Source organism: Neisseria sp. P0020.S003 (assembly GCF_051957095.1).
GTDB classification, from domain to species: domain Bacteria; phylum Pseudomonadota; class Gammaproteobacteria; order Burkholderiales; family Neisseriaceae; genus Neisseria; species Neisseria subflava.
Map to the genome: position 1 here is coordinate 117,747 of NZ_JBQCWU010000004.1, position 26,084 is coordinate 143,830.

A 26,084-nucleotide genomic window follows, 5' to 3' on the forward strand; every position below is an offset into this window, starting at 1 on the left:
ATCATACTTTAATTATGGTTTTTCCGCATCTGCACAAATGTTTATGGTCAAGAGGCCGTCTGAATGTTTTTTACAACCGTACGGCGGGAATACTTGTAAAATAGCATCTATGCCCATATAGTCATGAACATTGGTATTTTGGAAGAAATCATGCAAACCGTTACTGTTTATACCGGTCCATATTGCCCGTACTGCACCATGGCGAAAAGGCTGTTGCAGGCGGTGGGTGTGAAAGAAATCAACGAAATCCGCATCGACGGCAATCCGGAAGTTTTTGCCGAAATGCAGCAGCTTTCCGGCCAGCGCAGCGTGCCGCAGATTTTTATCGGCGACACCCATGTCGGTGGCTTTACCGATTTGTACCGCTTGCAGCAGGAAGGCAAGTTGGACGAATTACTGAATCCTTAACCCTTAACTTAGGAAAATAAAATGAGCGAAGAATTGCAACCCGTATTCAGCGTTGAGCGTCTGTATGTAAAAGACTTGTCTTTGGAAGTGCCTCACGCACCACAAATCTTCTTGGAACAAGGCGAGCCTGAAGTGGATATGCGCGTTTCTACCGGCAGCACCAAACTGGAAGACGGCTTCTACAGCGTTGACGTTACCGTGACCGTGACTGCCAAACTGAACGAAGAGCGCACCATGTTCTTGAACGAAGTAACCCAAAGCGGCATCTTCCGTCTGGAAAACATTCCTGAAGAAGACGTACAACTGCTGCTGGGCGTTGCTTGTCCAAACATCCTGTTCCCTTACGCACGCGAAGCCATTTCCAACAGCGTAACCCGCGCCGGCTTCCCACCTGTACTGCTTGCTCCGATCAACTTCGAAGCAATCTACGAAGAACAACAGGGAGCTAACGCTTAATCGCGTTATACCTAAATTAAGGCCGTCTGAAACATTACGTTCAGACGGCCTTTTTTATTTGAAAATTAGGACATAAGAAAAATCTATAATAAGAAATTCATATATTAATGTAATAAGTATATAATGATATCGTTTATCATTACGATAATATTTTTAATTTTTATAGGTTTATATACCATTTAAAATCAACAAATTAGAATTTTATCCAGTAAGTAGATTCTATTAATTAAGGAAATAGTTGTGAAACCTGATTTTCAAATGAAAACAATTTGTTTGTTATTGGTGCTGCCTTGCCAAGCTGTTTTTGCAGATACGGGACATCAAGAAGTTGAACATGTAGATATGGATACGGTCAAGGTCAGTGGCAAACGGCAGGCACAAAGGAATACCGAGCGCAGTCAGTCTTATACAATCGGAACGATGACAACGGCGACTGGGTTGCGTATTTCAGGCAAGGATACACCGCAGTCGGTGAGCGTAATGACGCGTCGGCAGCTAGATGATAAAGCAATATATTCTTTAGAAGATGCAATGAAAAACACTACGGGAATCAACGTGGTTCGCGATTCGGGCCTACAAACTCGTTTTTTGTCTCGTGGTTTCTATGTTGATCAGATTGGTGAAGACGGTATTACCACTAATGTGTCTGGACGTTCAGGCTATACGGCAAAAATCGATGTCTCACCAAGTACAGATCTTGCTGTTTATGACCACATTGAGGTTGTCAGAGGTGCAACCGGTCTTACTCAGTCCAATTCTGAACCGGGTGGAACCATTAATTTAATCCGTAAGCGACCAACAGCTCTGTTTAAGCATACAGGTGAAATCAGCACTGACCATAGGGGCAGCAAGCGTTTGGCTTTGGATGTATCTGGAAGCTTGAATAATGAACATACGGTACGCGGTAGGCTGGTTGGTGTTCATGAGGACCACCGCTCTTTTAAAGAGGGTGTATGGAACAAGAAAGACATGGTTTATGGTGTGATTGATACGGATTTGAGTGATAACAGTATGCTGACTTTGGGTGGTACTTATCAGAAAAATAAAGACATTCCCGATTTTGCCGGCGTGATTTTACCTTGTGAGGATCAAAAAACTGCGGCCTTCAGCTCCAGTCCGGCCTGTAACAATCCTTTGAAATTGCCACGTAATACTTATTTGGGTGAAACCTCATGGTCACGCCTGAAGGCTGATAAATACAATATTTTTTCCGGTTTCAAACATGTCTTTGACAATGGATGGCAACTCAATGCCGAAATTTCTTATACGCGTAATGATTCAGATGCCAAAGTCGGACAATTTTTCTTAAAAAACGAACATGCGGCAGGTATTTCAGCATCTGCGGCAACGGGTTTCTTGACCGAGAAGGGAGAGGTTATCCCTTTTGAGCCTAAAGACAAGGCGTTGGCAAAATTAAAAGAATATCGTGATGGCGTCACTAAAACATATGAAGAGAAAAAAGCAGATTACGTTGCCCACCGTTTCGATGCATCTGCTTTTGAACAATATCGCTCCCAAAGGGCGGCAGCACGTCGGGCAGGTTTTGATCAATGTATGCAGGACATTGGTTTGGATTTTCTGTGCAACGATTGGCAGGATCCTGGTGTAGAAGTAGATAAAAAAGAGTTTGTTGATAAGGAGCTTGCAAAGCAAGGCATTATTAACAATGCAGAAGGCCTGTTTCCCAACCGTCTATACGACTCAGCATACAATCTTCGCTACACATACAACCGCCGTTACAACTTCATGCCGTTGCACTATACCAAACATGATGTGCAATGGGGCTTTAAGTTGGATCTGACAGGTAACTACCGCCTGCTTGGACGTGAACATGATTTCTTTGTCGGTTATGCGTATAACAATGAAAAAATCCGTTCTGCCTATACGGAAATATATCAAAACCGTTATTTTGTCCGTCCTCAAGGTTATGCAGGTGCAGGCAGTTGCGGCATTCATCCCGATGGTCCGGAGCGTAATCCTTTAGAAAAAGGCATTGTCGAACCAGATTGGCATATTTATAACGAAAAAGGTAATAACAAAATCTATGTGCCGGAATGCAGTGGCGCGCATATTACCAAATATACTCCTCGTTTGGATGCGGAGGGCAAGCCTGTCTGGACAGTCAATGACAATGGTGAGCGCGTAATGGTGCAAGATCCTGTTTACGAATTGGATGCAAATGGAAACAAAATACAGGAGCGGGATGAAGAGGGAAATTTGAAATGGGCAAACCAATATCTGAAAACGCCGCTGTGGAAAACTGTTCAGGTTGCAGATGATCATGTTCCGGCGTTATACAATTATTCGAAATACCTTAACACGAATAAAACACATTCTTTGACTTTCAGTACCCGCTTTAATGCAACCAACCGTTTGCATCTCTTGGGTGGTATGCACTATACGCGCTATGAAACCACACAAGCCAAAGAAATGCCTGTACGCTACGGCCAGCCTGCTACGGCATTTCAAACTGAGAGTAGTAACAAAATCGACAAAGAACACTACACCTCAAAAATGCAAAGTCATAGGTTCACGCCATATGCCGGCATTACCTACGACCTGACACCGCAACAAAGCTTGTATGCCAGCTATACTAAGATTTTTAAACAACAGGATAACGTTGATGTAACCAGCAAATCCGTTCTTCCACCACTCATCGGTACTAACTATGAAATAGGTTGGAAAGGGTCGTTCTTGCAAGGCCGTCTGAATGCTTCGCTTGCCTTATTTGTTTTACAGCAGAAAAACCGAACCGTTGTCGATTTCGGATTTGTTCCCGATACTAGTCGTAACGGAGGTTCATTCCAAACCATCGCTAAACCTGTGGGTAAGGTTAAGAGCAGCGGTGCAGAACTTGAATTGGCTGGCGAATTGTCGGAAAACTGGCGTATTTTTGTTGGCTACACATATAACAAAAGTAAGTATAAAAATGCTGCAGAAGTCAATGCGGAGCGGTTGGAGAAAAACACGACTGCCGACCCGTATAACTTCAGTAACTTCACGCCGGTACATATGTTCCGCCTCGGTACAAGCTACCGCTTGCCTCAGACTAAGTTGACCTTGGGCGGCGGAATATCTGCGCAAAGTCGCACAAGTAGCCTTTACAATATTCGCCAAGGAGGCTACGGACTTATCGATGGCTTTGTTCAATATGACTTTCACAAACACGGCAGAATCAGCTTGATCGGAACTAACCTGGCTGACAGGACGTATTTTGAAAATAACTACAACCGTACGCGAGGTCAAAACAATTTCTATGGCGAACCGCGGACAGTCAAATTGAAATTGGATTGGCATTTTTAGGAGAATGGATAATGATTGGGTATGTAAACATTATTGGCTAAATTCCTGATAAAAGTATGGATTGAACATCCTTCTTTTTTGAAAGCTGTTTTCTAACAATGGCTGAAGTTGATTCGATAGCCGGCGTATTTTCAAATATTAATTTGTTTCAAGTATTCAGCTTTGAAGGCCGTCTGAAACATTACGTTCAGACGGCCTTTTTGTTTTCGGATAAAATACAGCAAACTTTAAATCAGCTGCCTTTTAAGATGACGCCCGAAACCCAAAAACAGCTCAAAATCACCGATGTTTCCGCCAAGAAACTCGAAAAACTCAACCTCCATACCGCATGGGATTTGGTGTTGCACCTGCCGTTGCGTTATGAGGACGAGACGCACATCATGCCGATTAAGGATGCGCCGATCGGCGTGCCGTGTCAGGTCGAGGGTGAAGTCATTCATCAGGAAGTGACTTTTAAGCCGCGCAAGCAGCTGATCGTTCAAATCGCCGACGGTTCCGGCAACGTCCTTTTTCTGCGCTTTATCCACTTTTATGCCAGCAACCAGAAACAGATGGCGGTCGGCAAGCGCATCCGCGCCGTGGGCGAAATCAAACACGGGTTTTACGGCGACGAGATGATTCATCCTAAAATCCGCGATGCCGAGAGCAGCGGTTTGGCAGAAAGCCTTACGCCGATTTATCCGACCGTAAACGGTTTAAATCAACCCACTTTGCGCCGTATTATTCAGACGGCCTTGGACGTTACGCCGCTGCACGACACGCTGCCCGATGCCTTATTGGGTCGTCTGAAACTGCCGCACCTCGCCGAAAGTCTGCGCCTTTTGCATTCGCCGCCGCCGAGTTTTACCATCCACCAGCTTTCCGACGGCGCGCTTCCCGCATGGCAGCGGCTCAAATTCGACGAACTTTTGGCACAACAGTTGTCCATGCGGCTGGCGCGACAGAAGCGCGTCAGCGGCACGGCGGCGGCATTGGGCGGCGACGGCACGTTGACCCAAGCCCTGCGCCACGCTTTGCCGTTTGCCCTGACCGATGCCCAAGAAAGAGTCGTATCCGAAATCCGCCGCGACATGGCGCAAACCCACCCGATGCACCGCCTGCTGCAAGGCGATGTCGGCAGTGGCAAAACCATCGTCGCCGCCTTGTCCGCGCTGACCGCCATCGAATCCGGCGCGCAGGCGGCTGTGATGGCGCCGACTGAAATCCTTGCCGAACAGCATTTCATCAAGTTCAAACAATGGCTTGAACCTTTAGGACTCGAAGTCGTCTGGCTTTCCGGCAGCCAGCGCAAAAAAGCCAAAGACGAAGCCAAAGCCAAACTTGCCGACGGCACCGTTAAAATCGCTGTCGGCACGCACGCCCTGTTTTCAGACGACGTCGAGTTCCAAAATCTGGGCTTGGTGATTGTGGACGAGCAACACCGCTTCGGCGTCGCCCAACGCCTCGCCCTCAAAAACAAAGGGCGCGACGTCCACCAGCTGATGATGTCCGCCACGCCCATCCCGCGCACGCTTGCCATGAGTTTCTTCGCCGACTTGGACGTGTCCGTCATCGACGAATTACCGCCCGGGCGCACCCCGATTAAAACCCGCCTCGTCAACAACGTCCGCCGCGCCGAAGTCGAAGGCTTCGTTCTCAACATCTGCCGCAAAGGGCAGCAGGCATACTGGGTCTGCCCGCTGATTGAAGAAAGCGAAACCCTGCAACTGCAAACCGCTACCGAAACCCTCGAGCAACTTCAGACGGCCTTACCCGAACTCAGCATTGGCTTGGTACACGGGCGCATGAAAGCCGCTGAAAAAGCCGAAGTCATGGCGGAGTTTGCCGCAGGCCGTCTGAACGTCTTGGTCGCCACCACCGTCATCGAAGTCGGCGTAGATGTGCCCAATGCCGCCCTGATGGTGATCGAACACGCTGAACGCATGGGCTTGGCGCAGCTACACCAATTACGCGGACGGGTAGGGCGTGGCGCGGCAGAAAGCGTGTGTGTCCTCCTGTTTGCCGAACCCTTGAGCGAACTCGCCAAAGCGCGGCTGAAAGTCATCTACGAACACACCGATGGCTTCGAAATCGCCCGCCAAGACCTCAACATCCGCGGACCCGGCGAATTTCTCGGCGCGCGCCAAAGCGGCGTTCCCATGCTGCGCTTTGCCAACCTTGAAGAAGACTTACACCTTTTAGAACAAGCGCGCGAAATCGCCCCTTTGCTGATTGAGCAAAACCCTGAAATCGTCGAAGCGCATTTGGCAAGATGGCTTTCCAGCAGGGAAGGTTATTTGGGCGTATAAAATTTATTTGAAAAGAAAAAGGCCGTCTGAAATATTTCAGACGGCCTTATGATTTGCGTTGATACAGCTTTTAGAAACCTTGCGCCAACATGGCATCGGCAACTTTAACGAAACCGGCAATGTTCGCACCATTGACATAGTTCACTTTGTCGCCGACTTTGCCGTATTTCAGGCAAGACTCATGGATGCTGTGCATGATGTCGAACAGGCGGCTGTCCACTTCTTCGCGTGTCCAAGACAGGCGGATGGCGTTTTGACTCATTTCCAAACCTGAAGTCGCTACGCCGCCGGCGTTGGAGGCTTTACCCGGAGCGTAGAGGATGCCGGCTTTGATAAATTGTTCGACTGCGCCCAAAGTTGACGGCATGTTCGCACCTTCGGCAACCACATAGCAACCGTTGGCCAGCAGGATTTTGGCAGCGTCTGCATCCAATTCGTTTTGGGTGGCGCAAGGCAGGGCGACTTCGGCCGCGATGTTCCACGGTTTTTGGTTTTCAAAGTATTGCAGGCCTTGTTCTTTGGCGTAAGTGGCCATGCGTTCGCGGCGTACTTCTTTCAGCTCGATCAAAGCGGCCAATTGCGCTTCAGTCATACCGCTGTCAGGGAAGAGGACAAAGCCGTTGGAGTCGGAAACGGTCAATACTTTTGCACCCAGTTGGATGGCTTTTTCGGCAGCGTATTGCGCCACGTTGCCGGAGCCGGAAATCAACACGCGTTTGCCTTCGATGCTGTCGTTGCGGGTTTCCAACATGGCTTGGGCAAAATACACGCAGCCGTAGCCGGTGGCTTCAGGGCGAATCAGGCTGCCGCCCCATTCGAGGCCTTTGCCGGTCAGGACGGAAGCAAATTCGTTGCGGATTTTTTTGTATTGGCCGAACAGATAGCCGATTTCGCGGCCGCCTACGCCGATGTCGCCGGCAGGAACGTCGGTGTCGGCGCCGATGTGGCGGTAGAGTTCGGTCATAAAGGCTTGGCAGAAGCGCATTACTTCAGCATCGGATTTGCCTTTAGGATCAAAGTCGGAACCACCTTTTCCGCCGCCCATAGGCAGGGTGGTCAGCGCATTTTTGAAGACTTGTTCAAAAGCGAGGAATTTCAACACGCCTAAATCGACGGTAGGGTGGAAGCGCAAGCCGCCTTTGTAAGGGCCGATGGCAGAATTCATTTGGATGCGGTAGCCGCGGTTGACTTGGACTTGGCCTTTGTCGTCCATCCAAGTGACGCGGAACATAATCACGCGCTCCGGCTCAACAATACGCTCAAGCAGGCTTTGTTGGGTGTATTTCGGGTTTTTCGCCAAAAACGGATCCAAACTCATGAACACTTCTTCAACAGCTTGATGGAAGGGTTCTTGGTTGGGATTGCGTTGTTTGAGATTGGTAAATAGAGTGTTCAGGTCGGTCATTTTCCTACTCCTATTGAGTGAGATATTTCAATATTTATGTTTTGAAATATAGCTGTAAAAATTTTACTTGCCAAGAAAAATTTTGCCTAGATTGTTGACATTATTTTTTTACCAATTTGTAAAAATGGAATTATATTTTAAATTTAATTAAAAATATATAAAAATATTTCATAAAATATGTTTTTATAAAAATAAAATACTAAGTAATTAAACTAGAAAATGTTGAAAAATTTTTTGTAAAAATTTAATTCAGCTCAAAATTTGTGTAAATTAGCGCTAAATTGTCAACATTGTTAATGAGTGTACTACGAGAATATGGGGAAGGTTGCCCCATTGAAGACAGGGAGGCAGGCCGTCTGAAAATTCGGTACAATACACACGAAATTCCCACAACACATACATTAAGGAAACACATGAAAGCCTATCACGACCTTATGCGCCATGTTCTCGACAATGGTATCGATAAATCCGACCGTACCGGCACCGGCACGCGTTCCGTGTTCGGTTACCAAATGCGTTTTGATTTGAGTGAAGGCTTTCCGCTGTTGACCACCAAAAAACTGCATCTGCGCTCGATTATTCATGAGCTGCTTTGGTTTCTCAAAGGCGATACCAATATCAAATACCTGAAAGACAACAACGTTTCCATTTGGGACGAATGGGCGGATGAAAACGGCGATTTGGGCCCGGTTTACGGCTATCAATGGCGCAGCTGGCCCGCACCCGACGGCCGCCATATCGACCAAATTGCCAATGTGGTTGAACAAATCAAGAAAAACCCCGACTCGCGCCGCCTGATTGTATCGGCATGGAATCCGGCTTTGGTCGACGAAATGGCCTTGCCGCCTTGCCACGCGCTGTTTCAGTTTTACGTTGCCAACGGCAAGCTGTCCTGCCAGCTTTACCAACGCAGCGCCGATATTTTCCTTGGCGTGCCGTTCAATATCGCCAGCTATGCATTGTTGACCATGATGATGGCGCAAGTGTGCGGCTTGGAAGCCGGTGAGTTTATTCATACGTTTGGTGATGCGCATTTGTACAGCAACCATATCGAGCAGGCCCAGCTGCAATTAAGCCGCGATTTCCGAAACCTGCCGACCATGAAAATCAACCCTGAAGTCAAAGATTTGTTTGCCTTCAAATTTGAAGACTTCGAGTTGGAAGGCTATGATCCGCATCCGCACATCAAAGCAGCCGTATCGGTGTAATTCAAATTAAAAATAAAAAGGCCGTCTGAAACTTCAGACGGCCTTTTTATTTGATTTGAGTTGTCAGATTTTCTCTCAACGGATAAGCGTATTTCCGTTAAAATACGCCTTCTTTTCCGATTCGAAACATTGCCATGCGCCTTACCCACATCAAACTCTCCGGCTTCAAATCTTTTACCGACCCGACCACGATTCATGTGCCGGGGCAGCTTGTTGCGGTTATCGGGCCGAACGGCTGCGGCAAGTCGAATGTGATTGACGCGGTGCGCTGGGTGCTGGGTGAGGCTTCGGCGAAGCAGCTTCGCGGCGAGAGTATGCAGGACGTGATTTTTAACGGTGCGGCGACGCGCCGTCCTGCGCCGAGAGCTTCGGTGGAGCTGGTGTTTGACAACAGCGACCACAGTTTGCAGGGGGCGTGGGGGCAGTATGCCGAGGTGAGCATCAAGCGGCAGCTGACGCGTCAGGGTGAATCAACATATTTCATCAACAATCAGACCGTGCGCCGCCGCGACATTACCGATTTGTTTCTGGGTACGGGCGTGGGTGCGCGCGGTTATGCCGTTATTGAGCAGGGGATGATTTCGCGCATCATCGAAGCGCGGCCGGAGGAGTTGCGCGCCTATATCGAGGAGGCGGCGGGCGTGTCCAAATATAAGGAACGCCGCAAGGAGACGGAAGGTCGTCTGAAAGACACACGCGAGCATTTGCAGCGTTTGGGCGATTTGCAGAACGAATTGGCGCGTCAGGTGGAAAAACTGGAGAAACAGGCGGAAACCGCCGAACGCTACAAATCCCTGACCGCGCAGTTGAACCAACAACAGGATTTGCTCGATTACGCCCAATGGCGGCAATCGCTTGCCACCGCCGACAAGGCGACCGCGCAGCATCAATCTTTGCAGGCGCAGCAGGATGAAACCGCCGCGCAGGTTCAGGCGTTAAACGACGAAGTACACGCCTTGCAGACCGCCGAACAGTCGCAGCAGCAGGCGGTACACGAATTGAGCAACAAACGCGGCGTGTTGCGCGAGCAGATTGCCCGTTTGGAAGAACAAATCCGCCATCAGCAAAACCTGCGCCAACGCATCGAACGCGACAAGCAGGCGGCGCAGGCGCAGATGCAGCGCATCCATCAGGAGCAGCAGCAAATCCGCGTGCAGCTTGAAGAAAACGAGTTGCAGGCCGAAGAAAAGCAAACCGAGTTGGCAGAATGGGCGATGCAGGTTGCCGAACACGAAGAGCGTCTGCCCGAATTGGAAGAAGCCCAAGCCACGCTCAACGCCGCCTTCCAAACCCAGCAGGACGAGGCAAACCGCATTCGCCGCGAACTGGCGTTGAAGCAGCAGCAGCTTGCCCATGCCGAACAAACCGTTGCCAAGCACGAAGAGCGCAAAGGTCGTCTGAAACAGGAAAACCAAGCCCTGAACCTGCCCGACGAAGCCGAAACCGCCGCCGCGCAGGAAGCCGCCGCCTTGTTGCAAAGCCAACAAGAGCATTACGAAGAACAAATCATTGCCGCCGAAGAAGCCTTACACGCCGCCCGCGAAGCGTTTCAGACGGCCTCAAACCGCTTCCAAAGCCTGAAGCAGCAACACATTACCTTGCAGGCGCAGCAGCAGGCGTTGTCGCAAATCCTGTCGCAACAGCAGGAAGCCGCCGACTTCTGGCAGGCAACCGACCACGCCGCCGCGCCGCAACTGTGGCAACACATCACCGCGCCCGCCGAGTGGCAGCACGCCTTGTCCGTCATCCTTGCCGAACGCCTGCACGCCCGCGCCGTACCGAACGGCTTCGTTCCGCCCGCGCCTTTGCCGCAAGGGCAGGCGGCATGGCTTTCAGACGATCTCTCCGGCGGCATTAAAAAATCCCTGCCCGTACAGGCATTGCTGAACCAAATCCAAGCGCAGCCGCCGTTTCAGACGGCATTGCACCACTGGCTTGACGGCGTATTGTGCGCGCCCGATTTGAGCTACGCCCTCGCGCATCAAAGCGATTTGGGCGCGCATCAAATCTGGCTCACTCCCGAAGGCCATCAGGTCGACAAAGTCAGCGTCCTGCTCTATGCCAAACCCGCGCAGGAAAGCCTGATTGCCCAAAAAGCCCGTCTCGACGGCATCGCGTCCGAACTGGAAAACCTCGCCCCCGAACTTTCCGCCGCCGAAGCCGCGTTCAAACAGGCAGAGGCTGCCGTGCGCTCGTCTGAAACGCAGCACAAAAACCTGATGCAGCAGCAACAACAACACACGCGCCAATACAGTCAAGCGCAGCAACGCGCCGCCGAACTTCTGGCGCGTACCAACCAAGGGCAAATCCGCCGCGAACACATCGGGCGCGAACTGGCGCAGTTGGCGGAAGAACAGACCGTGTTGCAACACGCGTCCGACGGTCTTTCAGACGACATCGTTACTTTGCAGGAAGCCGCCGCCGAACTCGAACACCAGCAGCAAACCACCGCGCACAGCCGCCAAGAGCAGCAAGGCCGTCTGAAACAGGCGCAGCTTGCCCTGTTGGAAGCCAACCGCCAATACGGGCTTGCCGAAGTCGCCGTCCACAAGCTCAACCAGCAAAAACAAAACTACCAACAGCAAATCGCCCGACTCGAACAGCAAACCCTCGACTGGCAGGAACGCCAGCAAGAGCTTGCCCTCGCCTATGAAACCGAGTTCCAAAACGACGAGCAGCACATCAAGCTCGACGAGCTGACCGAAGCCGTACACACGCTGGACGAAGAATACATCGCCGTGCAGGAAAAACTCGCGCAGATTCAGGAACAGGGCAGGGAGCAATACGCCCGCGTACAAACCCTGCAAACCAAGCTGCCGCAGCTTCAGGCCGCCACCCAAACCGCCCTGTTGCAGCAGCAGGAAGCCCTGATTAACGCCAAACGCTACCATCAAAACCTGACCGAACGCGCCGCCGATTTGGACGCGCTCGAAGCGTTGGCAAAAGAATCGCCGAAAGTATTGAACAGCAGCATCGGCAGCCTCACCCAGCAAATCGAAGCCCTCGGCGCCGTCAACCTCGCCGCCCTGCAAGAGCTCGAAGAAGCGCGCGAACGCGACGGCTACTACCGCAGCCAAAGCGAAGACGTGCAGGCCGCCATCACCCTTTTGGAAGAAGCCATCGCCCAAATCGACGACAAAACCAAAGCGCGTTTCAAAGAGACCTTCGACGCCGTCAACGGCAAAGTCCAAACCTTCTTCCCGACCCTGTTCGGCGGCGGCGAAGCCACCCTCAAAATGATAGGCGACGACCTCCTGACCGCCGGCGTATCCATCATGGCGCGTCCGCCCGGCAAGAAAAACAGCACCATCCACCTCCTCTCCGGCGGCGAAAAAGCCCTCACCGCCATGAGCCTCGTGTTCGCCCTGTTCAGCCTCAACCCCGCCCCCTTCTGCCTTCTGGACGAAGTCGACGCCCCGCTGGACGACGCCAATACCTCGCGTTTCTGCAACCTGGTCAAAGAAATGTCGGCGCAAACCCAGTTCCTCTACATCTCCCACAACCGCCTAACCATGGAAATGGCGGAGCAGCTGGTCGGTGTAACCATGCAGGAAAAAGGCGTCTCGCGCGTCGTTGCCGTGGACATCAAACAAGCGTTGGAAATGGCAGAGCCGAATTGAGGTAAGAACAAAGGCCGTCTGAAAGAATGAGGAAGAAATCTATAATTTCATCTTCCCATTTTTTCAGACGGCCTTTTTGTATTGGATAAAGTGTTATTGTTTTGAAGTATTATCGTTGGCGCGTTGAGGCTGCCCCGAGCGTTGGTTGCTGCGGTTGACGGCATCACGCCATGCTTTGCGTTCCGCTTCGATTTTCGCGGCTACTTCGTGAACCATGGTTTCTTGTTTTTTGATGGCCGGCTCTTCCGGTGTGTTATCGGAAAAGTGGAGGCCGTACCACAAGGTGGCAAAAATGCTGCAGACGAAGATAACGGCGATCAGGCCGACGATGGCTTGTTTGCCGGCGAGGGGGTTTTCGGGGGGAGGGACGAGGACATCAAAGCAGTCGGCGCAATCGAGGGCGAAGCAGACGTTTTCGGCTTCTTTGCGGCCGCGTCGGCCTTCTGTGATGTTGAAGGAGATGTGTTGCCCTTCGGCCGGAAGGCGGGTAAGGGTGGTGAAGGCGGCAAGGGCAAGAAAGATTTCTTGACCTGTGTCTTCTATGGTAGCGGCGCCGAAGCCGCGTTTGCTGTTCCAGCGAGTAATCGTTCCGTAATAGCGCATAATGTATGTGGGGATATTATTATAGGTAACAGTTTTTCCTTGGACTGATTTTAAATCAAAAAGTTTAGTTATTGTCTTAATTTTACACTAGATTTGTCTTGTTGGAAGCAGGCAGGCCGTCTGAAGGATTTCAGACGGCCTGTATGGTTTATGCCTACTTATTAAGCACTTTTTGGAAGGTGTCGATCAGGTGTTGCGCAATGGCACGGCTGCCGAATTGTTGCAGGCAATCTTGGCGCAAACGGACGGGTTCGTATTGTGCATGGTTTTCGTAGAGGGTGAGCAATGCTTTGGTCAGCTCCGGTATGTTTTCGATTGGCACCAGCAGGCCGTTGTCGGAAGTGACGATGGATTCGGGGCCGCCGCAGCGTGTGGCGATAACGGGTAAACCTTGTGACAGTGCTTCGATATAGACGACGCCGAAGGTCTCGGTACGGCTGGCGAGGACGAAGGCGTTGCTGTGGCGCATGAGGTCTAGGGTTTGGTCGGTGGTCAATGCGCCGGTAAAGGTAACGGCGTGGTTGATGCCCAAGTCGCTTGCCAATTGTTTCAGACGGCCTTCTTCTGCGCCGCCGCCGCCGATTTTGAGTTTGAGCTGCGGATAGGTTTTGAGTGCTTCTGCAAAAGCAGGCAGGAGCAGGTCGTGGCCTTTGAGGTGGCGCAAGTGGGAGACGCTGCAGAAGGTGAAGTCTTGATTGTTTTTTTCGGGGAACTCGAAATCCTCTTCAAAATTGCCGCCCAGCATATTGGGCAGGTATTGCCAGTCTGTACCGGCGTAGGTTTTTTCGAGAATGCGGCAGAAATCACGGCTGACGGCGAACCGGGCTGCGCTGTGGCGCACGGCTTCGTGCATGGACGGCCATTGGTTTTTGCGGACAAGGCCGCGTGAAATGGCGCTGCTGTGTTCGGTAATCACATAGGGAATGCCGTATTTTTTGAAGATGGCGCAGGCCAAAATGCCGGCGTAGTTGACGCAGTGGGCGTGAATTACGTCGGGTTTGCCGTTGTCGGCGATATAGGCTTCAAAAGCTTTCATGCCTGCGTTGACCCAGCGGATGCGGTCGATATCGACAACCGGACAGCGCGGGAAGAAATACATGCTGTCGTAGGCGTAAGTGTTAAGTCCGCCTTGCTGATGGCGGCGCAGGCCGTAGAAGCGCGAGAAGATGGTTTTCGGCTGGCTTCTCAAGTAGCGGAACATGGGTACGACCATGCCGATTTTCATGCCTTCGCGTTGCAGGGCTTGGGCTTGGAGGCGGAAAAAGATTCCGTCCACGTCGGTTTCGGAAGAAGGATACCAAGAGGGGATGACGACAATATGCATGATGTGTTTTTTATGGAAGTAGATAACGGCGAGGCCGTCTGAATAGAAAAGATATCTTTCAGACGGCCTTTTGTATATTTAGTTCAATCAGTTGCCGGCAACCGTCATGTTGGAAACCAAGATGGAGCCGATTTGGTTGGACGAACGGCGTAATGCGTCGTCTGCCACGCCGATAATGTCGCGGTACATATCCTGCAAACGTCCGGCAATGGTGATTTCCTGAACCGGATAGGCAATGACGCCGTTTTCCACCCAAAAACCGGCCGCGCCGCGCGAGTAGTCGCCGGTAATGCCGTTGACGCCTTGCCCCATCAATTCGGTAACCAGCAAACCTGTTCCCATTTCTTTCAACAGGTCGGCCTGCGTGGCGTGGGTGTGGTTCAGATACAGATTGTGCGCGCCGCCGGCGTTGCCCGTTGTCTGCATGCCGAGTTTTTTCGCGCTGTAACTGCTGAGGAAATAGCCTTCGACGATGCCGTCTTTCACCACAAAACGCGGCTGCGTGGCGACGCCTTCGGCATCGAAATAAGTGCTGCGGAACGAGCGCAGGATATGCGGTTCTTCGCGCAGACTGAGAAATTCGGGTAGCACCTGTTTGCCGATGCTGTCAATCAGGAAGCTGCTTTGACGGTAGAGCGCACCGCCGCTGAGTGCACCGATGAGGTGGCCGATTAAACCAACGGCGACAGTGGTGTCGAACAGTACGGGATAGCTGCCGGTCGGAACGCTGCGGCTGTTCAGACGGCGTAAAGTCCGTTCGGCTGCGGTTTTACCGATAAGTTCGGGCGTGTCCATGTCTTCGTGACGGCAGGAAGAATCGTACCAATAGTCGCGCTGCATGCCGTGTTCGTCGCTGGCGACCACGCTGCAAGAAATGCTGTGGTGCGTGCTTTGCTGGTGTGCGGCAAAGCCGTGGGTGTTGCCGTAGACGTATTGGTAATGGCCGGTATGAACCGATGCGCCTTCGGAATTTTCAATGCGTTCGTCCGTTGACAGAGCGGCCTGTTCGCATTGTTTGGCCAAATCGATGGCGGATTCGGTATTCAAATCCCATTCGTGGTAGCGGTCGAGGTCGCCGATGTGGGTTGCCATCAAGGCAGCATCGGCAAGGCCGGCGCAATCGTCTTCGGCGGTATAGCGTGCAATATCGATGGCGGCCTTGACCGTATCTTGCAGGGCGCGTTCGGAGAAGTCGGCAGTGCTGGCGCGGCCTTTGCGTTGGCCGACATAGACCGTAATGTCTAAAGATTTATCTTGTTGGAACTCGATTTGTTCGATTTCGCCCAAGCGTACGCTGACGCTTTGGCCGAGCGACTCGCTGAAATCGGCTTCGGCCGCGGTGGCGCCGGATTGTTTGGCCAAATCCAGCGTGTGTCCGCACAAGCGCAACAGCTCGTCCGGTGTGTGGTTAAACAGCATAAAAAGGTTTCCTGACAGGGTTTTGCGGCATTTTAACTGTTTCAGACGGCCTCTGCAAAAATCGCACGGAAAGGCCATCTGAAAACTGATAAAATAGGCAGATTCAGAAAATCAGGGAAACACAATGTTTGAACAAGAAGACGAATGGGTCAGCAAAACCCAAATGAAAAAGCAGATGAACGATTTGCAGGCTTTGGGTATGGAATTGACCAAGCTTTCCAGCGATACACTGAAAAAAATCGGCTTGGACGAAGAGCTGTTCGAGGCGATTGCCGCCTATAAAAAAATCACGTCCAACAGCGCGCTCAAACGCCAAGCACAATTTATCGGCCGCCTGATGCGCGATACCGACCCTGCGCCCATCGAAGCCTTTTTGGCCAAACTGCGCGGCGACAATACGGCGCACAATGCCTTTTTGCAACGTGTCGAGCAGGCGCGTACACGACTGTTGGCAGACGATGGCGCGATTACCCAATTTATGGCCGATTTTCCGCAAGCCGACGCCGGTAAATTGCGCACCTTGATCCGCAACACCAAAAAAGAGCAGGAACAAAACAAACCGCCGAAAAACTTCCGCGCGCTGTTCCAAGAAATTAAAGCAGTGATGGAGGCCGGTCAATCCGACGCTTCAGAAGAAGGGCAGGACTGGGAGAAATAAACCTTAAGGCCGTCTGAAAACCGATTGCAGGTTTCAGACGGCCTCCTCCTTAAAATAAACGCTTCAAAAATATTAATTTTCTCTTTATTTAATCCCACACACCATGTCCGTCAAAATCCAAACACGTTCCATTAATCCGACTGTTTTTAACGACTTGCTCACTGCCGGTACCGATCCTTTGATTGCACGGCTGTGTGCTGCGCGTGATGTGCAAAGTCCGGCCGAGTTGGACGACAAGCTTGCTGCGCTTTTGCCGTATCAAACGCTGACAAACTGCGAAGCCGCCGCCGGCCGTTTGGCAGATGCGATTGAGCGTCAGGAAAAAATCCTGATTGTCGCCGACTATGATGCCGACGGTGCGACGGCGTGTTCCGTCGGTATGAGCGGTTTGGCGGCGATGGGGGCGAAAGTGGATTTCCTTGTGCCCAACCGCTTTGAACACGGCTACGGCTTAACGCCCGAGCTGGCTGAAATCGCGGCAGAGCAAGGTGTGGATTTATTGGTGACGGTGGATAACGGTATCGCCAGCATTGCAGGCGTGGCGCGTGCGCAGGAATTGGGTTTGGATGTGATTGTGACCGACCACCATCTGCCTGCCGAGACCGTACCCGACTGCATCATCGTCAATCCGAATCAAAAAGGCTGCGGTTTCCAAAGTAAAAGCTTGGCGGGCGTGGGCGTGATTTTTTATGTATTGATGGCTTTGCGCGCCGAACTGCGCCGCCGCAATTATTTTTCAGACGGCCTGAAAGAGCCGAATCTGGGCGATCTTTTGGATTTGGTCGCACTCGGTACCGTTGCCGATGTCGTTACTCTAGACCACAACAACCGTATCCTCGTGTCTCAAGGGTTGAAACGGATGCGTTCGGGCAAAATGCGCCCCGGCATCCGCGCCTTGTTTGAAGTAGCGCGACGGGATTGGCGCAAGGCTCAGCCTTTCGATATGGGCTTTGCGTTGGGACCGCGCATCAATGCGGCCGGACGGCTGGACGATATGTCGGTCGGTATTGCCTGTCTGTTGGCGCAAGATGATGCCGAAGCGCAGGAACTGGCGGCGCAGTTAAACGACCTCAATATCGAGCGCCGCGAAATCGAGCAATCCATGCTACAAGACGCGCTGAACGCCTTTCCCGAAACCCTGCCTCCAGGTCAAACAACTTTGGTAGCGTATCGCGACGACTTCCATCAAGGCGTGGTCGGCATCGTTGCCAGCCGCCTCAAAGACCGTTTTTATCGTCCGACCATCGTGTTTGCGCCTGCCGACAACGGCGAAGTGCGCGGTTCGGGACGCTCCATTCCCAATCTGCACCTGCGCGATGCTTTGGATTTGGTGTCCAAACGTCATCCCGATTTGATTTTGAAATTCGGCGGACACGCAATGGCGGCGGGTTTGAGCATACTTGAACACAATATTCCCGCGTTTCAGACGGCCTTTGAAGAAGCCGTGCGCGAAATGGTGTGCGAAGACGATTTGTCGCAAACCTTCATCACCGACGGCAGCCTGCCTGTACGCGACATTACGCTGGAACAGGCGCAGAACCTTGCACGACACGTTTGGGGGCAGGGCTTCGCGCCGCCGAGTTTTACCGATGAATTTCACGTTGTCCGCCAGCAGCCTTTGGGTGCGGAAGGCAAACACAAAAAAGTCTGGCTGCAAAAAGACGGCTATGAATTTGAAGCCATGTTTTGGCGTTGCAGCGAAGACATTCCCGAATACATCCGCACGGTGTACCGCCCCGTTGCCAACGAATGGCGGAATAATCTTGAATTGCAGCTTTATATCGACTACTGGGAAGCCGCGTAAACAAAGGCCGTCTGAAAAATGAAGAAACAAAAACCTTGGCTCGGCTTTTCATTGGCGCTGCTTGCCACCATGACTTGGGGCTCGCTGCCGGTTATCGCGCAACAGGCCTTAAAAGCCGTCGATGCGCCCACGCTGGTGTGGGTACGCTTTTTAGTGGCTTCTCTGGTGTTGTTTGTATTGCTGGGACTGACCGGCAAGCTGCCGAGGCCGTCTGAATTTTCCAAGCAAACCTTATTTTTATTGGTGCTGGGCATTATCGGCATTTCCGCCAACTTCGTGCTTGTTGCCATGGGTTTGCACTATATTTCGCCGACAACCACGCAGGTGTTGTGGCAGCTCTCGCCCTTTACCATGATTTTGGTCGGAGTAGGTGTGTTTAAAGAAGCCTTTACGCACTGGCAGAAAATCGGCTTGATGCTTTTGCTGACGGGTTTGGCCATGTTTTTCAACGACAAATTCGGCGAACTTTTCAGCTTGGGCAGCTACGCGGTCGGCGTGATGATGGCGGCTTCGGGCAGCATGATTTGGGTGTGCTACGGCGTGGCGCAAAAACTTTTGTCCAAACATTTCAATTCGCAACAAATCCTGCTCATGATTTATTTTTGCAGCAGCTTTGTTTTCCTGCCGTTTGCCGAACCGTCGCAAATTGCCCATATCGGCAATCCGTTTTTATGGGGCTGCTTTATTTATTGCTGCCTGAACACGCTGATCGGCTACGGTTCATTCGGCGAAGCGCTCAATCATTGGGACGCTTCAAAAGTCAGTATCGTCACCACGCTGATTCCTGTATTCACCATGATATTTTCCACCATCGGCCATCATCTCGCCCCCGATTATTTTGCCGCTTCGGATATGAATATCGTCAGCTATGTGGGTGCCATGGTGGTTGTGGTCGGAGCCTTGCTGGCTGTGGCCGGAGAGAAAGTAATGGGGCTTTTTTTGAGAAAGATATGAAGCATTTATTGTGAAACAGAATAAAGCAAGGCCGTCTGAAACAGGTTTCAGACGGCCTCATGTGGAGCGATTAGCCGAAAGACCGCCCACCAAATTCCCTTTCCGCAGGATTCTGCTGCACAGAAATTTCCCTCGCTACCGTTTGTTGCCGTTCCTGTTCCATTCTTTCCTGTACTTTTGCATTGAAAGCATCAACAACTTCGCGGTTCTCTGCCAAAACCTGTTTGGCGAAAGAGCCGTCCTTATCGTTGAGCAAGCCTTGAACTAAGGCATGGAATTTATCTGTTTGGGATAACGGTTTTGTACGAGTAGGGGCGGTAATTTCCTCAATATTGTTATCTCTGCGACGGGCATCGGAGGGATGTTTGACGCCGTAAGCCGTATTAATACGGAAGTTTTTTAAATCTTCCATATCCAGTTTGCCTTCGACTTTGACCTGTCGTCCTCCCGGCAGCCTTACTCCGTTATCTTCTTTACTCTGGCTGAGGAACTCCTTCAAAGCATCGTTTACTTTATCGCCATATTGGTTGCGTATATCGGCAATAAAGACTTGTGCCTGCATATTGGATTGCAGGAATTTTTTATTGTCAGGATTTGTAATTTTAGAGATAACGTTATTTACCTTGTTAACTTTGTCATCAAGTGCCTTATCATAATCCCGATTGATTAATGAGATACCGATTTCGGAAGCCAAAGCCTGATTCAATTTCGGTTTCAGATTTTGATACACCTGTTTGTCTTCGGCAGACATTTTATTGAATGGCTTGTATAGATGGATTTGCATCTGCTTTATTTCATTATCGGAAATAAAACGGTTGCCTTTTGAGTCTGTTGCCTCTCGCGCAATCCGTTCCAACAAATTCCTCCCTTCATTATTGCCGCCTATGTCGTACTGGATAGGACCGAAACTCGGACCGCTGGCAGCCTTCTCCGCATTTGATATTTTGTACGCGCCGCGCCCACCCGACAACTCGTTTACCATCATGGCTTGATGTATATAGTATTTCAAACCGTCTTCTGGTTTCAGATGGTCTCCGCCTGTAAAACGACTCATATCAGCCTCCTAACTATCTATCAGCTTTATAAAGAATTTTCAAAGCGTTCCAACGCTTTCAAATGGTTTAAATTCTGCTCGAATCTGCAAATACGGATGTAGCGTCCTGCAAGAGGACGAACTTTCGTCGTAACGGATGGGTCTGAACACAGCATTTCCGTATAACTTTCCCAATTCTTACGGATAGTCAAAAAATATTCTTTGGATACTCCATTCAATTTTGGGTCTTTTGAATCGATACGGTGCAGCAGATTTTCGTATTTCTTATTCAGTTGCTTTTCCAACCTCATACTGAAAATATCCACACATTCATAGCCTTGTCCGTCTATGTCTTTCATCATGCTCTGAGGACAAATGTCCTTACTGTCCTGTTTTTGCCTTGTTACCTTTGGAACAGCTTTTTCAGACGGCTCCGCCGCACCGACACAGGCGGCGGATGTCATTATTGCCAGCAACGGTAGAATGTAACGGATTTTGTGTTTCGACATATCAGTCTCCTAAAAAATTAAAAACGTTCCAATGCTTTCAAGTGAAGCTGCGTCTGTTCGATAGCGCAAAGAGTGTGAATCCGATCCGCCGGTGTTTTCAAATCGGTCGTTACCGTCGGGTCGTAACATAGTTCGTCCTGATAAGCCTCCCATTTTGAGCGGATGCTTGCAAAATACTGTTTTGTCATGCCATGAAGTTTTTGGTCTTTGGCAGCGGCACGTCGAAATAAATCTTCGTACTTCTTATTTAATGCAATTTCAAAATCTAATAGGGTAAGCCTCAAACAATCTTCATCCATTTGGTCAACAGGTTCGGGACAAAGATTCTTTTCCTGTTTTGGTTTAACGGCATTTGCAGCTTTTCCAGACGACCCTACCGCACCGATACAGGCGGTAGATGTCATTATTGCCAGCAACGGCAGAATGTAACGGATTTTGTGTTTCGACATATCAGTCTCCTATAAAAATTAAAAACGTTCCAATGCTTTCAAGTGATATTGTGTTTGTTGAACGTCACACAGATAGAGGATTTTATCTGAAGGAGTTTTCAAATCGGTTGTGATTGTCGGGTCGGAACAAAGTTCCTCCTTATAAGCCTTCCATTTTGAACGGACATTTATAAAATATTGTTTGGACAGCCCATGTAGCTTTGAATCTTTGGTAGCGGCACGTCGAAATAAATCTTTGTACTTCATATCCAGTTTGTTTTCAAGTTTCAGCAGAGTAATTTCTAAACAATCTTCATCCATTTGGTCAACAGGTTCAGGGCAAAGATTCTTTTCCTTCTGAGGTTTAAGTGCATTTGCAGCTTTATCAGACGACCCTGCTGCACCAACATAGGCAGCGGATGCCATTACGGCTAGCAGTGGCAGAATGTAACGTGTTTTGTGTTTCGACATAATTTATCTCCTAAAAAAGTTATTGTGTAATTAATAGGGCAGTTTGAAAAGTTTTCAAACTGCCCTATCATGTTCAAACCGCTATCATGCGAACATTCAATTAATAGAAGCCTTCGCGTTCTTCACGGGTGGAAATGTAGATGTTTTTCACCTGCGTGTACGCGGCGAGCATCATTTTGTGGGTTTCGCGGCCGATACCTGAAGTTTTGTAGCCGCCAAACGGTGCGCCTGCGGGCAGGCGGTTGTAGCAGTTCACCCAGACGCGACCGGTTTCCAGCGCATTGGAAACGCGCAGGCAGCGGTTGATGTCGGTACTCCACACTGCGCCGCCCAGGCCGTATTCGCTGTCGTTCGCCATTTTGATGACCTCTTCTTCGGTTTTGAATTTAATCACGGTGGCAACCGGGCCGAAGATTTCTTCTTGGGCGACGCGGGCGCTGTTGCTGCCGGCTTCAATCAGGGTCGGCTCGACAAATTCGCCTTTGCCCAACTCGCCTTCGATTTTCTTACCGCCGGTGATAATGCGGCAGCCTTCCTGTTCGCCGATTTTGACGTATTTCAAAATGGTTTCAAGCTGACCGGCGTTGACTTGCGAACCCATTTGGGTGTCGTCTTCCCAAGGCAGACCGACTTTGATTTTTTTGAATTCTTCCGCCAAGGCGTTGACGAATTTGTCGTAAATGCCTTCCTGAACGAAGATACGCGAACCGGCGCAGCATACTTGGCCTTGGTTGAACAAAATACCTTTTTGCGCGCCTTCGAGGGCTTTGTCAAACGGCATGTCGTCAAAGAAGATGTTGGCAGATTTGCCGCCCAGCTCCAAGGTGGCGGGAATCAGCATTTCAGCAGCGGCGATGCCGATGTGGCGGCCGATTTCGGTCGAACCGGTAAAGGCGAGCTTGTTGAAGCCTTTGTGGTGCAGCATGTATTCGCCGGATTTAGAACCGCGTCCGGTGATGATGTTTAACACACCTTTAGGCAGCAAGTGGTTGATTTTTTGGGCGAACGACAACAGACTCAGCGAAGTGCTGGAAGACGGGTGGATAACGATGGTACAGCCTGCGGCGAGTGCGGGCGCGATTTTCCAAGCCGCCATCAGGAAGGGGAAGTTCCACGGAATAATCTGCCCGACGACACCGATGGGTTCGCGCAGGACGATAGACAGGTCTTCGGAGTCAAGCTGGGTGGCAGTGCCTTCTTCGCCGCGGATCACACTGGCAAAGTAGCGGAAATGGTCGGAAGCCAGCGGGATGTCGGCGGCGCGGGTTTCGCGGATGGGTTTGCCGTTGTCCAGCGTTTCCTGCAAGGCGAACAATTCCAAGTTTTCGTCAATCACATCGGCGATTTTGTTGAGTATGGCGGCGCGTTCGGTGGTGGTGGTTTTGCGCCATGTTTTGAACGCTTCTTGCGCGGCGGCGACGGCAGCATCCACATCGGCGTCGGTCGCGTCGGTGAATTTCGCCAATACTTCGCCGTTGGCGGGATTGTACGAATCCAAAAGCGCGCCGGGTTTCGTCCACACGCCGTTAATCAACAGGCCGTACTCTTTATCAAACACATTTAAATCTTTTGCCATGATGCTGTCTCCTTAGTTATCTTTCTTAGGTTTTGGACGTTCCTCAAACGTCATCTGAAAACAGGATAATATTTTTTCTCTTTCAGTTCAAGCACTAAAAATGATAACGTTCTCAAAATTCCAAATATGTAATTTTCTAAAATATGGAATTTAAGCCGATAAGATTTGACCCCGTATGGGAATGAAGCATGTTTGTTAATATATTTAAATTTTTCAGACAACCTTTTTTACATGATATGTGTAAGAATTTTTCAGCGGCTTGGTAGGTATATTTTCAGGTAGGTAAAATGTTATGGTATAACATTTTATTCTTTATTTTTCAAAAAGATAGGGTGTTGACACGGCGAAATGAAGGGGAGTATTCTCATTTACAGGGGGTTTACCTCCTACCCGACCTTTTACGGATTTCTTACGAATGCCAAGGAGAACACCATGAAGATGCAAGCAGTTGTTGTGAATCAAAATGTAGCAGGCGATGTAGAAGTTGTAGAACGCGAACTGCGCCCGTTGGAATACGGCGAGGCGTTGGTTGAAGTCGAATATTGCGGCGTGTGCCATACCGACTTGCACGTTGCGGCGGGCGACTACGGCGAAAAACCGGGCCGCGTGTTGGGACACGAAGGCATCGGCATCGTCAAAGAAGTCGCTCCGGGCGCGAACGCCCTGAAAGTCGGCGACCGCGTCAGCATCGCATGGTTGTTCCAAAGCTGCGGTTCGTGCGAATACTGTAATACCGGCCGCGAAACCTTGTGCCGTTCCGTATTGAACGCAGGCTACACCGCCGACGGCGGCATGGCGACCCACTGTATCGTCGATGCAGACTACGCCGTCAAAGTACCCGACGGCCTCGATCCCGCGCAAGCTTCCAGCATCACCTGCGCCGGCGTAACCACTTACAAAGGCGTGAAAGTTTCCGGCGTGCGTCCGGGACAATGGATTGCCGTTTACGGCGCGGGCGGTTTGGGCAACTTGGGTGTCCAATACGCGAAAAAAGTATTCGGCGCACACGTTGTCGCCATCGACATCAATGATGAAAAACTGGCATTCGCTAAAGAAAGCGGCGCAGATTTAGTCATCAACGCTGCCAAAGAAGACGCAGCCAAAGTGATTCAGGAAAAAACCGGCGGCGCACATGCAGCCGTTGTTACCGCCGTATCCGCCGCCGCGTTCAACTCCGCTGTGGACTGCGTCCGTGCAGGCGGCCGCGTCGTTGCCATTGGTCTGCCGCCCGAATCTATGGACCTGTCCATCCCGCGTCTGGTCTTGGACGGCATCGAAGTGGTCGGCTCTTTGGTCGGTACCCGCAAAGATTTGGAAGAAGCATTCCAATTCGGCGCAGAAGGCTTGGTTGTGCCTAAAGTCCAGTTGCGTGCTTTGGATGAAGCGCCTGCCATCTTCCAAGAAATGCGCGAAGGTAAAATTACCGGCCGCATGGTGATTGATATGAACAAAGAGTGCAGCTGCATTCATCACTAATCAAATGATTCCGTGATAAAAAGGCCGTCTGAACAATTTCAGACGGCCTTTTTCATTGGATTGAATAACTTAAAGCGTAAAGCTACTTTCAAATACGCGGATTTCTCCGCTGATAGGATCGGTAAACTCTATTCTTTTGGCCAGAAGTTTTAAAGGTTTATCGTAGTCTTCATCACCGGCTGCCAATGGGGTAGGGTAAAGCGCATCGTTCATCAGCGGCATGTTCAAACTCATCATATGCACGCGGAGCTGGTGTTTTTTTCCGGTATGCGGCGTAAGGCGGTAGAGGCTGAATGCGCCGCGGTTTTCGATAAGTTCGATGGTTGTGTGGGCGTTGGGTTCGCCTTCCGTTTCCCGTGTGAGAAAGAATTTTTCGCCGCGTTCCATTCGGGATGAAATATCCAGCGGATAGTCCAAATCCGTCCTGGTCGGCGCAACCGCTTCATAGGTTTTTCGGACGGTTTTTTCTTGGAACATGGTCTGATAATCGCGACGCGTGGCAGGGTTAAGCGAAAGCAGCATAACGCCTGCCGTATCTTTGTCCAAGCGATGAATCGGCGTAATGTCTTCAACATTCAAATGCTGCAATTCAGGTCGCAAACGCAGGCGCGTGAGCAGGGTCTCCCGCAAAAACCTGCCGCTGGGGATGACGGGCAGAAAATGCGGTTTGTCCACCACAATCAAATGCTCATCAAAATGCAAAATCTTTTCTTCAAACGGAATACGCGGCTCGCTCTCACGGCTGGTTTCACGGTAATAAAACATCGTCTTGCCGGGCTCGAACAAGGTATTCTCATCAAACGGCACGCCATCCGCACCCACCACAAAACCGCTGTTCAGTCGCCGCCGCCAGTTTTCTTCGCCGACAAAGGGAAAATGAGCGCATAAAAAATGCAGCAGCGGTAAGCCGTAAAACTGCTTTTCATGTGGCAAAACCAAGTAGCTGGGTTTGACACCGTCTAAAAGAGGGAGGGGATTGGTACGTTTTTTCATGCGGCGGATTGTACTCGGTTTTTAGGATTTTTTCAGACGATGTTTTTCATTAGGGGCGGACACGATTTTCTGTTGCCGCCATCATTTCAGAGCAGAAAGGAATTCATCTTTGATGACTGGTGACCTGTTTCAGATTAATGGACGGTTT

At 50.6% G+C, this 26,084-nt stretch carries 20 protein-coding genes; 10 read left to right on the forward strand and 10 right to left on the reverse strand.

What is annotated here, in order from left to right; translation table 11 throughout:
• Positions 1-150: 150 nt before the first annotated feature.
• From grxC to recG, 4 genes are all read left to right on the forward strand, one after another.
• Complete coding sequence (gene grxC, locus ACTHTQ_RS04325) at positions 151-408, forward strand: glutaredoxin 3 (RefSeq protein WP_003684090.1); 258 nt, start codon at positions 151-153, stop codon at positions 406-408.
• Positions 409-429: 21 nt separating this feature from the next.
• Positions 430-864, forward strand: a complete 435-nt coding sequence (secB, locus tag ACTHTQ_RS04330; protein WP_003684095.1) for a protein-export chaperone SecB — start codon at positions 430-432, stop codon at positions 862-864.
• 258 nt (positions 865-1,122) lie between these two features.
• Complete coding sequence (locus ACTHTQ_RS04335) at positions 1,123-4,167, forward strand: TonB-dependent siderophore receptor (protein WP_070631395.1); 3,045 nt, start codon at positions 1,123-1,125, stop codon at positions 4,165-4,167.
• A 248-nt stretch (positions 4,168-4,415) separates the two neighbouring features.
• Complete coding sequence (gene recG / locus ACTHTQ_RS04340; RefSeq protein WP_440363238.1) at positions 4,416-6,455, forward strand: ATP-dependent DNA helicase RecG; 2,040 nt, start codon at positions 4,416-4,418, stop codon at positions 6,453-6,455.
• A gap of 70 nt (positions 6,456-6,525) precedes the next feature.
• Here recG and gdhA read toward each other — a convergent pair whose 3' ends face one another.
• A complete protein-coding gene (gdhA, locus tag ACTHTQ_RS04345; protein ID WP_440363200.1) occupies positions 6,526-7,860 on the reverse strand; it encodes an NADP-specific glutamate dehydrogenase in 1,335 nt (444 codons plus the stop codon).
• Between the two features lie 413 nt (positions 7,861-8,273).
• Here gdhA and ACTHTQ_RS04350 point away from each other — a divergent pair, with 413 nt between their 5' ends.
• The gene (locus ACTHTQ_RS04350; RefSeq protein ID WP_070591013.1) at positions 8,274-9,068 is read left to right on the forward strand and encodes a thymidylate synthase; all 795 of its coding nucleotides are present in this window, start codon (positions 8,274-8,276) and stop codon (positions 9,066-9,068) included.
• Positions 9,069-9,202: 134 nt separating this feature from the next.
• Positions 9,203-12,688 (forward strand): chromosome segregation protein SMC, encoded by a 3,486-nt coding sequence (smc, locus tag ACTHTQ_RS04355; protein ID WP_440363201.1) that lies wholly within the window; start codon positions 9,203-9,205, stop codon positions 12,686-12,688.
• Between the two features lie 93 nt (positions 12,689-12,781).
• On the opposite strand, the gene ACTHTQ_RS04360 is transcribed toward smc, so the two are convergent.
• The 3 genes from ACTHTQ_RS04360 to pmbA all read right to left on the reverse strand — a co-directional run bounded on the left by ACTHTQ_RS04360 (position 12,782) and on the right by pmbA (position 16,034).
• Positions 12,782-13,291, reverse strand: coding sequence for a cold-shock protein (locus ACTHTQ_RS04360; RefSeq protein ID WP_440363202.1), 510 nt, complete (start codon positions 13,289-13,291; stop codon positions 12,782-12,784).
• Positions 13,292-13,445: 154 nt separating this feature from the next.
• Positions 13,446-14,615 (reverse strand): glycosyltransferase, encoded by a 1,170-nt coding sequence (locus ACTHTQ_RS04365; RefSeq protein WP_440363203.1) that lies wholly within the window; start codon positions 14,613-14,615, stop codon positions 13,446-13,448.
• A gap of 87 nt (positions 14,616-14,702) precedes the next feature.
• A complete protein-coding gene (pmbA, locus tag ACTHTQ_RS04370) occupies positions 14,703-16,034 on the reverse strand; it encodes a metalloprotease PmbA (protein ID WP_440363204.1) in 1,332 nt (443 codons plus the stop codon).
• Between the two features lie 124 nt (positions 16,035-16,158).
• On the opposite strand from pmbA, the gene yjgA reads away from it, so the two are divergent.
• The 3 genes from yjgA (at position 16,159) to ACTHTQ_RS04385 (ending at position 19,450) form a co-directional block, all read left to right on the forward strand.
• Positions 16,159-16,692, forward strand: a complete 534-nt coding sequence (gene yjgA / locus ACTHTQ_RS04375) for a ribosome biogenesis factor YjgA (protein WP_440363205.1) — start codon at positions 16,159-16,161, stop codon at positions 16,690-16,692.
• Between the two features lie 103 nt (positions 16,693-16,795).
• A complete protein-coding gene (gene recJ / locus ACTHTQ_RS04380) occupies positions 16,796-18,496 on the forward strand; it encodes a single-stranded-DNA-specific exonuclease RecJ (RefSeq protein ID WP_440363206.1) in 1,701 nt (566 codons plus the stop codon).
• A gap of 18 nt (positions 18,497-18,514) precedes the next feature.
• Positions 18,515-19,450 (forward strand): DMT family transporter, encoded by a 936-nt coding sequence (locus ACTHTQ_RS04385; RefSeq protein WP_440363207.1) that lies wholly within the window; start codon positions 18,515-18,517, stop codon positions 19,448-19,450.
• Positions 19,451-19,520: 70 nt separating this feature from the next.
• On the opposite strand, the gene ACTHTQ_RS04390 is transcribed toward ACTHTQ_RS04385, so the two are convergent.
• The 5 genes from ACTHTQ_RS04390 to ACTHTQ_RS04410 all read right to left on the reverse strand — a co-directional run bounded on the left by ACTHTQ_RS04390 (position 19,521) and on the right by ACTHTQ_RS04410 (position 23,467).
• The gene (locus ACTHTQ_RS04390; protein WP_440363208.1) at positions 19,521-20,504 is read right to left on the reverse strand and encodes a hypothetical protein; all 984 of its coding nucleotides are present in this window, start codon (positions 20,502-20,504) and stop codon (positions 19,521-19,523) included.
• Between the two features lie 26 nt (positions 20,505-20,530).
• Positions 20,531-20,992 carry a hypothetical protein gene (locus tag ACTHTQ_RS04395; protein WP_308111465.1) on the reverse strand — a complete coding sequence of 154 codons (462 nt, stop codon included), beginning with the start codon at positions 20,990-20,992 and terminating at the stop codon, positions 20,531-20,533.
• 17 nt (positions 20,993-21,009) lie between these two features.
• Positions 21,010-21,441 carry a hypothetical protein gene (locus ACTHTQ_RS04400; RefSeq protein ID WP_440363209.1) on the reverse strand — a complete coding sequence of 144 codons (432 nt, stop codon included), beginning with the start codon at positions 21,439-21,441 and terminating at the stop codon, positions 21,010-21,012.
• Between the two features lie 18 nt (positions 21,442-21,459).
• Complete coding sequence (locus ACTHTQ_RS04405; RefSeq protein WP_440363210.1) at positions 21,460-21,891, reverse strand: hypothetical protein; 432 nt, start codon at positions 21,889-21,891, stop codon at positions 21,460-21,462.
• 100 nt (positions 21,892-21,991) lie between these two features.
• Positions 21,992-23,467, reverse strand: coding sequence for an aldehyde dehydrogenase family protein (locus ACTHTQ_RS04410; protein ID WP_049225633.1), 1,476 nt, complete (start codon positions 23,465-23,467; stop codon positions 21,992-21,994).
• Between the two features lie 432 nt (positions 23,468-23,899).
• Between ACTHTQ_RS04410 and adhP the strand changes: the two genes are divergently transcribed.
• On the forward strand, positions 23,900-24,943 hold the full coding sequence (gene adhP / locus ACTHTQ_RS04415) for an alcohol dehydrogenase AdhP (protein ID WP_440363211.1): 1,044 nt from the start codon (positions 23,900-23,902) through the stop codon (positions 24,941-24,943).
• Between the two features lie 69 nt (positions 24,944-25,012).
• On the opposite strand, the gene ACTHTQ_RS04420 is transcribed toward adhP, so the two are convergent.
• Positions 25,013-25,936: an RluA family pseudouridine synthase gene (locus tag ACTHTQ_RS04420; protein ID WP_440363212.1), complete on the reverse strand. Its 924-nt coding sequence runs from the start codon at positions 25,934-25,936 to the stop codon at positions 25,013-25,015.
• Positions 25,937-26,084: the final 148 nt, after the last annotated feature.

Bases quoted from the DNA above. Each gene is read 5' to 3' on its own strand.
- grxC (WP_003684090.1), top strand. From the start codon at position 151: ATGCAAACCGTTACTGTTTATACCGGTCCATATTGCCCGTACTGCACC.
- secB (WP_003684095.1), top strand. From the start codon at position 430: ATGAGCGAAGAATTGCAACCCGTATTCAGCGTTGAGCGTCTGTATGTA.
- ACTHTQ_RS04335 (WP_070631395.1), top strand. From the start codon at position 1,123: ATGAAAACAATTTGTTTGTTATTGGTGCTGCCTTGCCAAGCTGTTTTT.
- recG (WP_440363238.1), top strand. From the start codon at position 4,416: ATGACGCCCGAAACCCAAAAACAGCTCAAAATCACCGATGTTTCCGCC.
- gdhA (WP_440363200.1), bottom strand. From the start codon at position 7,860: ATGACCGACCTGAACACTCTATTTACCAATCTCAAACAACGCAATCCC.
- ACTHTQ_RS04350 (WP_070591013.1), top strand. From the start codon at position 8,274: ATGAAAGCCTATCACGACCTTATGCGCCATGTTCTCGACAATGGTATC.
- smc (WP_440363201.1), top strand. From the start codon at position 9,203: ATGCGCCTTACCCACATCAAACTCTCCGGCTTCAAATCTTTTACCGAC.
- ACTHTQ_RS04360 (WP_440363202.1), bottom strand. From the start codon at position 13,291: ATGCGCTATTACGGAACGATTACTCGCTGGAACAGCAAACGCGGCTTC.
- ACTHTQ_RS04365 (WP_440363203.1), bottom strand. From the start codon at position 14,615: ATGCATATTGTCGTCATCCCCTCTTGGTATCCTTCTTCCGAAACCGAC.
- pmbA (WP_440363204.1), bottom strand. From the start codon at position 16,034: ATGCTGTTTAACCACACACCGGACGAGCTGTTGCGCTTGTGCGGACAC.
- yjgA (WP_440363205.1), top strand. From the start codon at position 16,159: ATGTTTGAACAAGAAGACGAATGGGTCAGCAAAACCCAAATGAAAAAG.
- recJ (WP_440363206.1), top strand. From the start codon at position 16,796: ATGTCCGTCAAAATCCAAACACGTTCCATTAATCCGACTGTTTTTAAC.
- ACTHTQ_RS04385 (WP_440363207.1), top strand. From the start codon at position 18,515: ATGAAGAAACAAAAACCTTGGCTCGGCTTTTCATTGGCGCTGCTTGCC.
- ACTHTQ_RS04390 (WP_440363208.1), bottom strand. From the start codon at position 20,504: ATGAGTCGTTTTACAGGCGGAGACCATCTGAAACCAGAAGACGGTTTG.
- ACTHTQ_RS04395 (WP_308111465.1), bottom strand. From the start codon at position 20,992: ATGTCGAAACACAAAATCCGTTACATTCTACCGTTGCTGGCAATAATG.
- ACTHTQ_RS04400 (WP_440363209.1), bottom strand. From the start codon at position 21,441: ATGTCGAAACACAAAATCCGTTACATTCTGCCGTTGCTGGCAATAATG.
- ACTHTQ_RS04405 (WP_440363210.1), bottom strand. From the start codon at position 21,891: ATGTCGAAACACAAAACACGTTACATTCTGCCACTGCTAGCCGTAATG.
- ACTHTQ_RS04410 (WP_049225633.1), bottom strand. From the start codon at position 23,467: ATGGCAAAAGATTTAAATGTGTTTGATAAAGAGTACGGCCTGTTGATT.
- adhP (WP_440363211.1), top strand. From the start codon at position 23,900: ATGAAGATGCAAGCAGTTGTTGTGAATCAAAATGTAGCAGGCGATGTA.
- ACTHTQ_RS04420 (WP_440363212.1), bottom strand. From the start codon at position 25,936: ATGAAAAAACGTACCAATCCCCTCCCTCTTTTAGACGGTGTCAAACCC.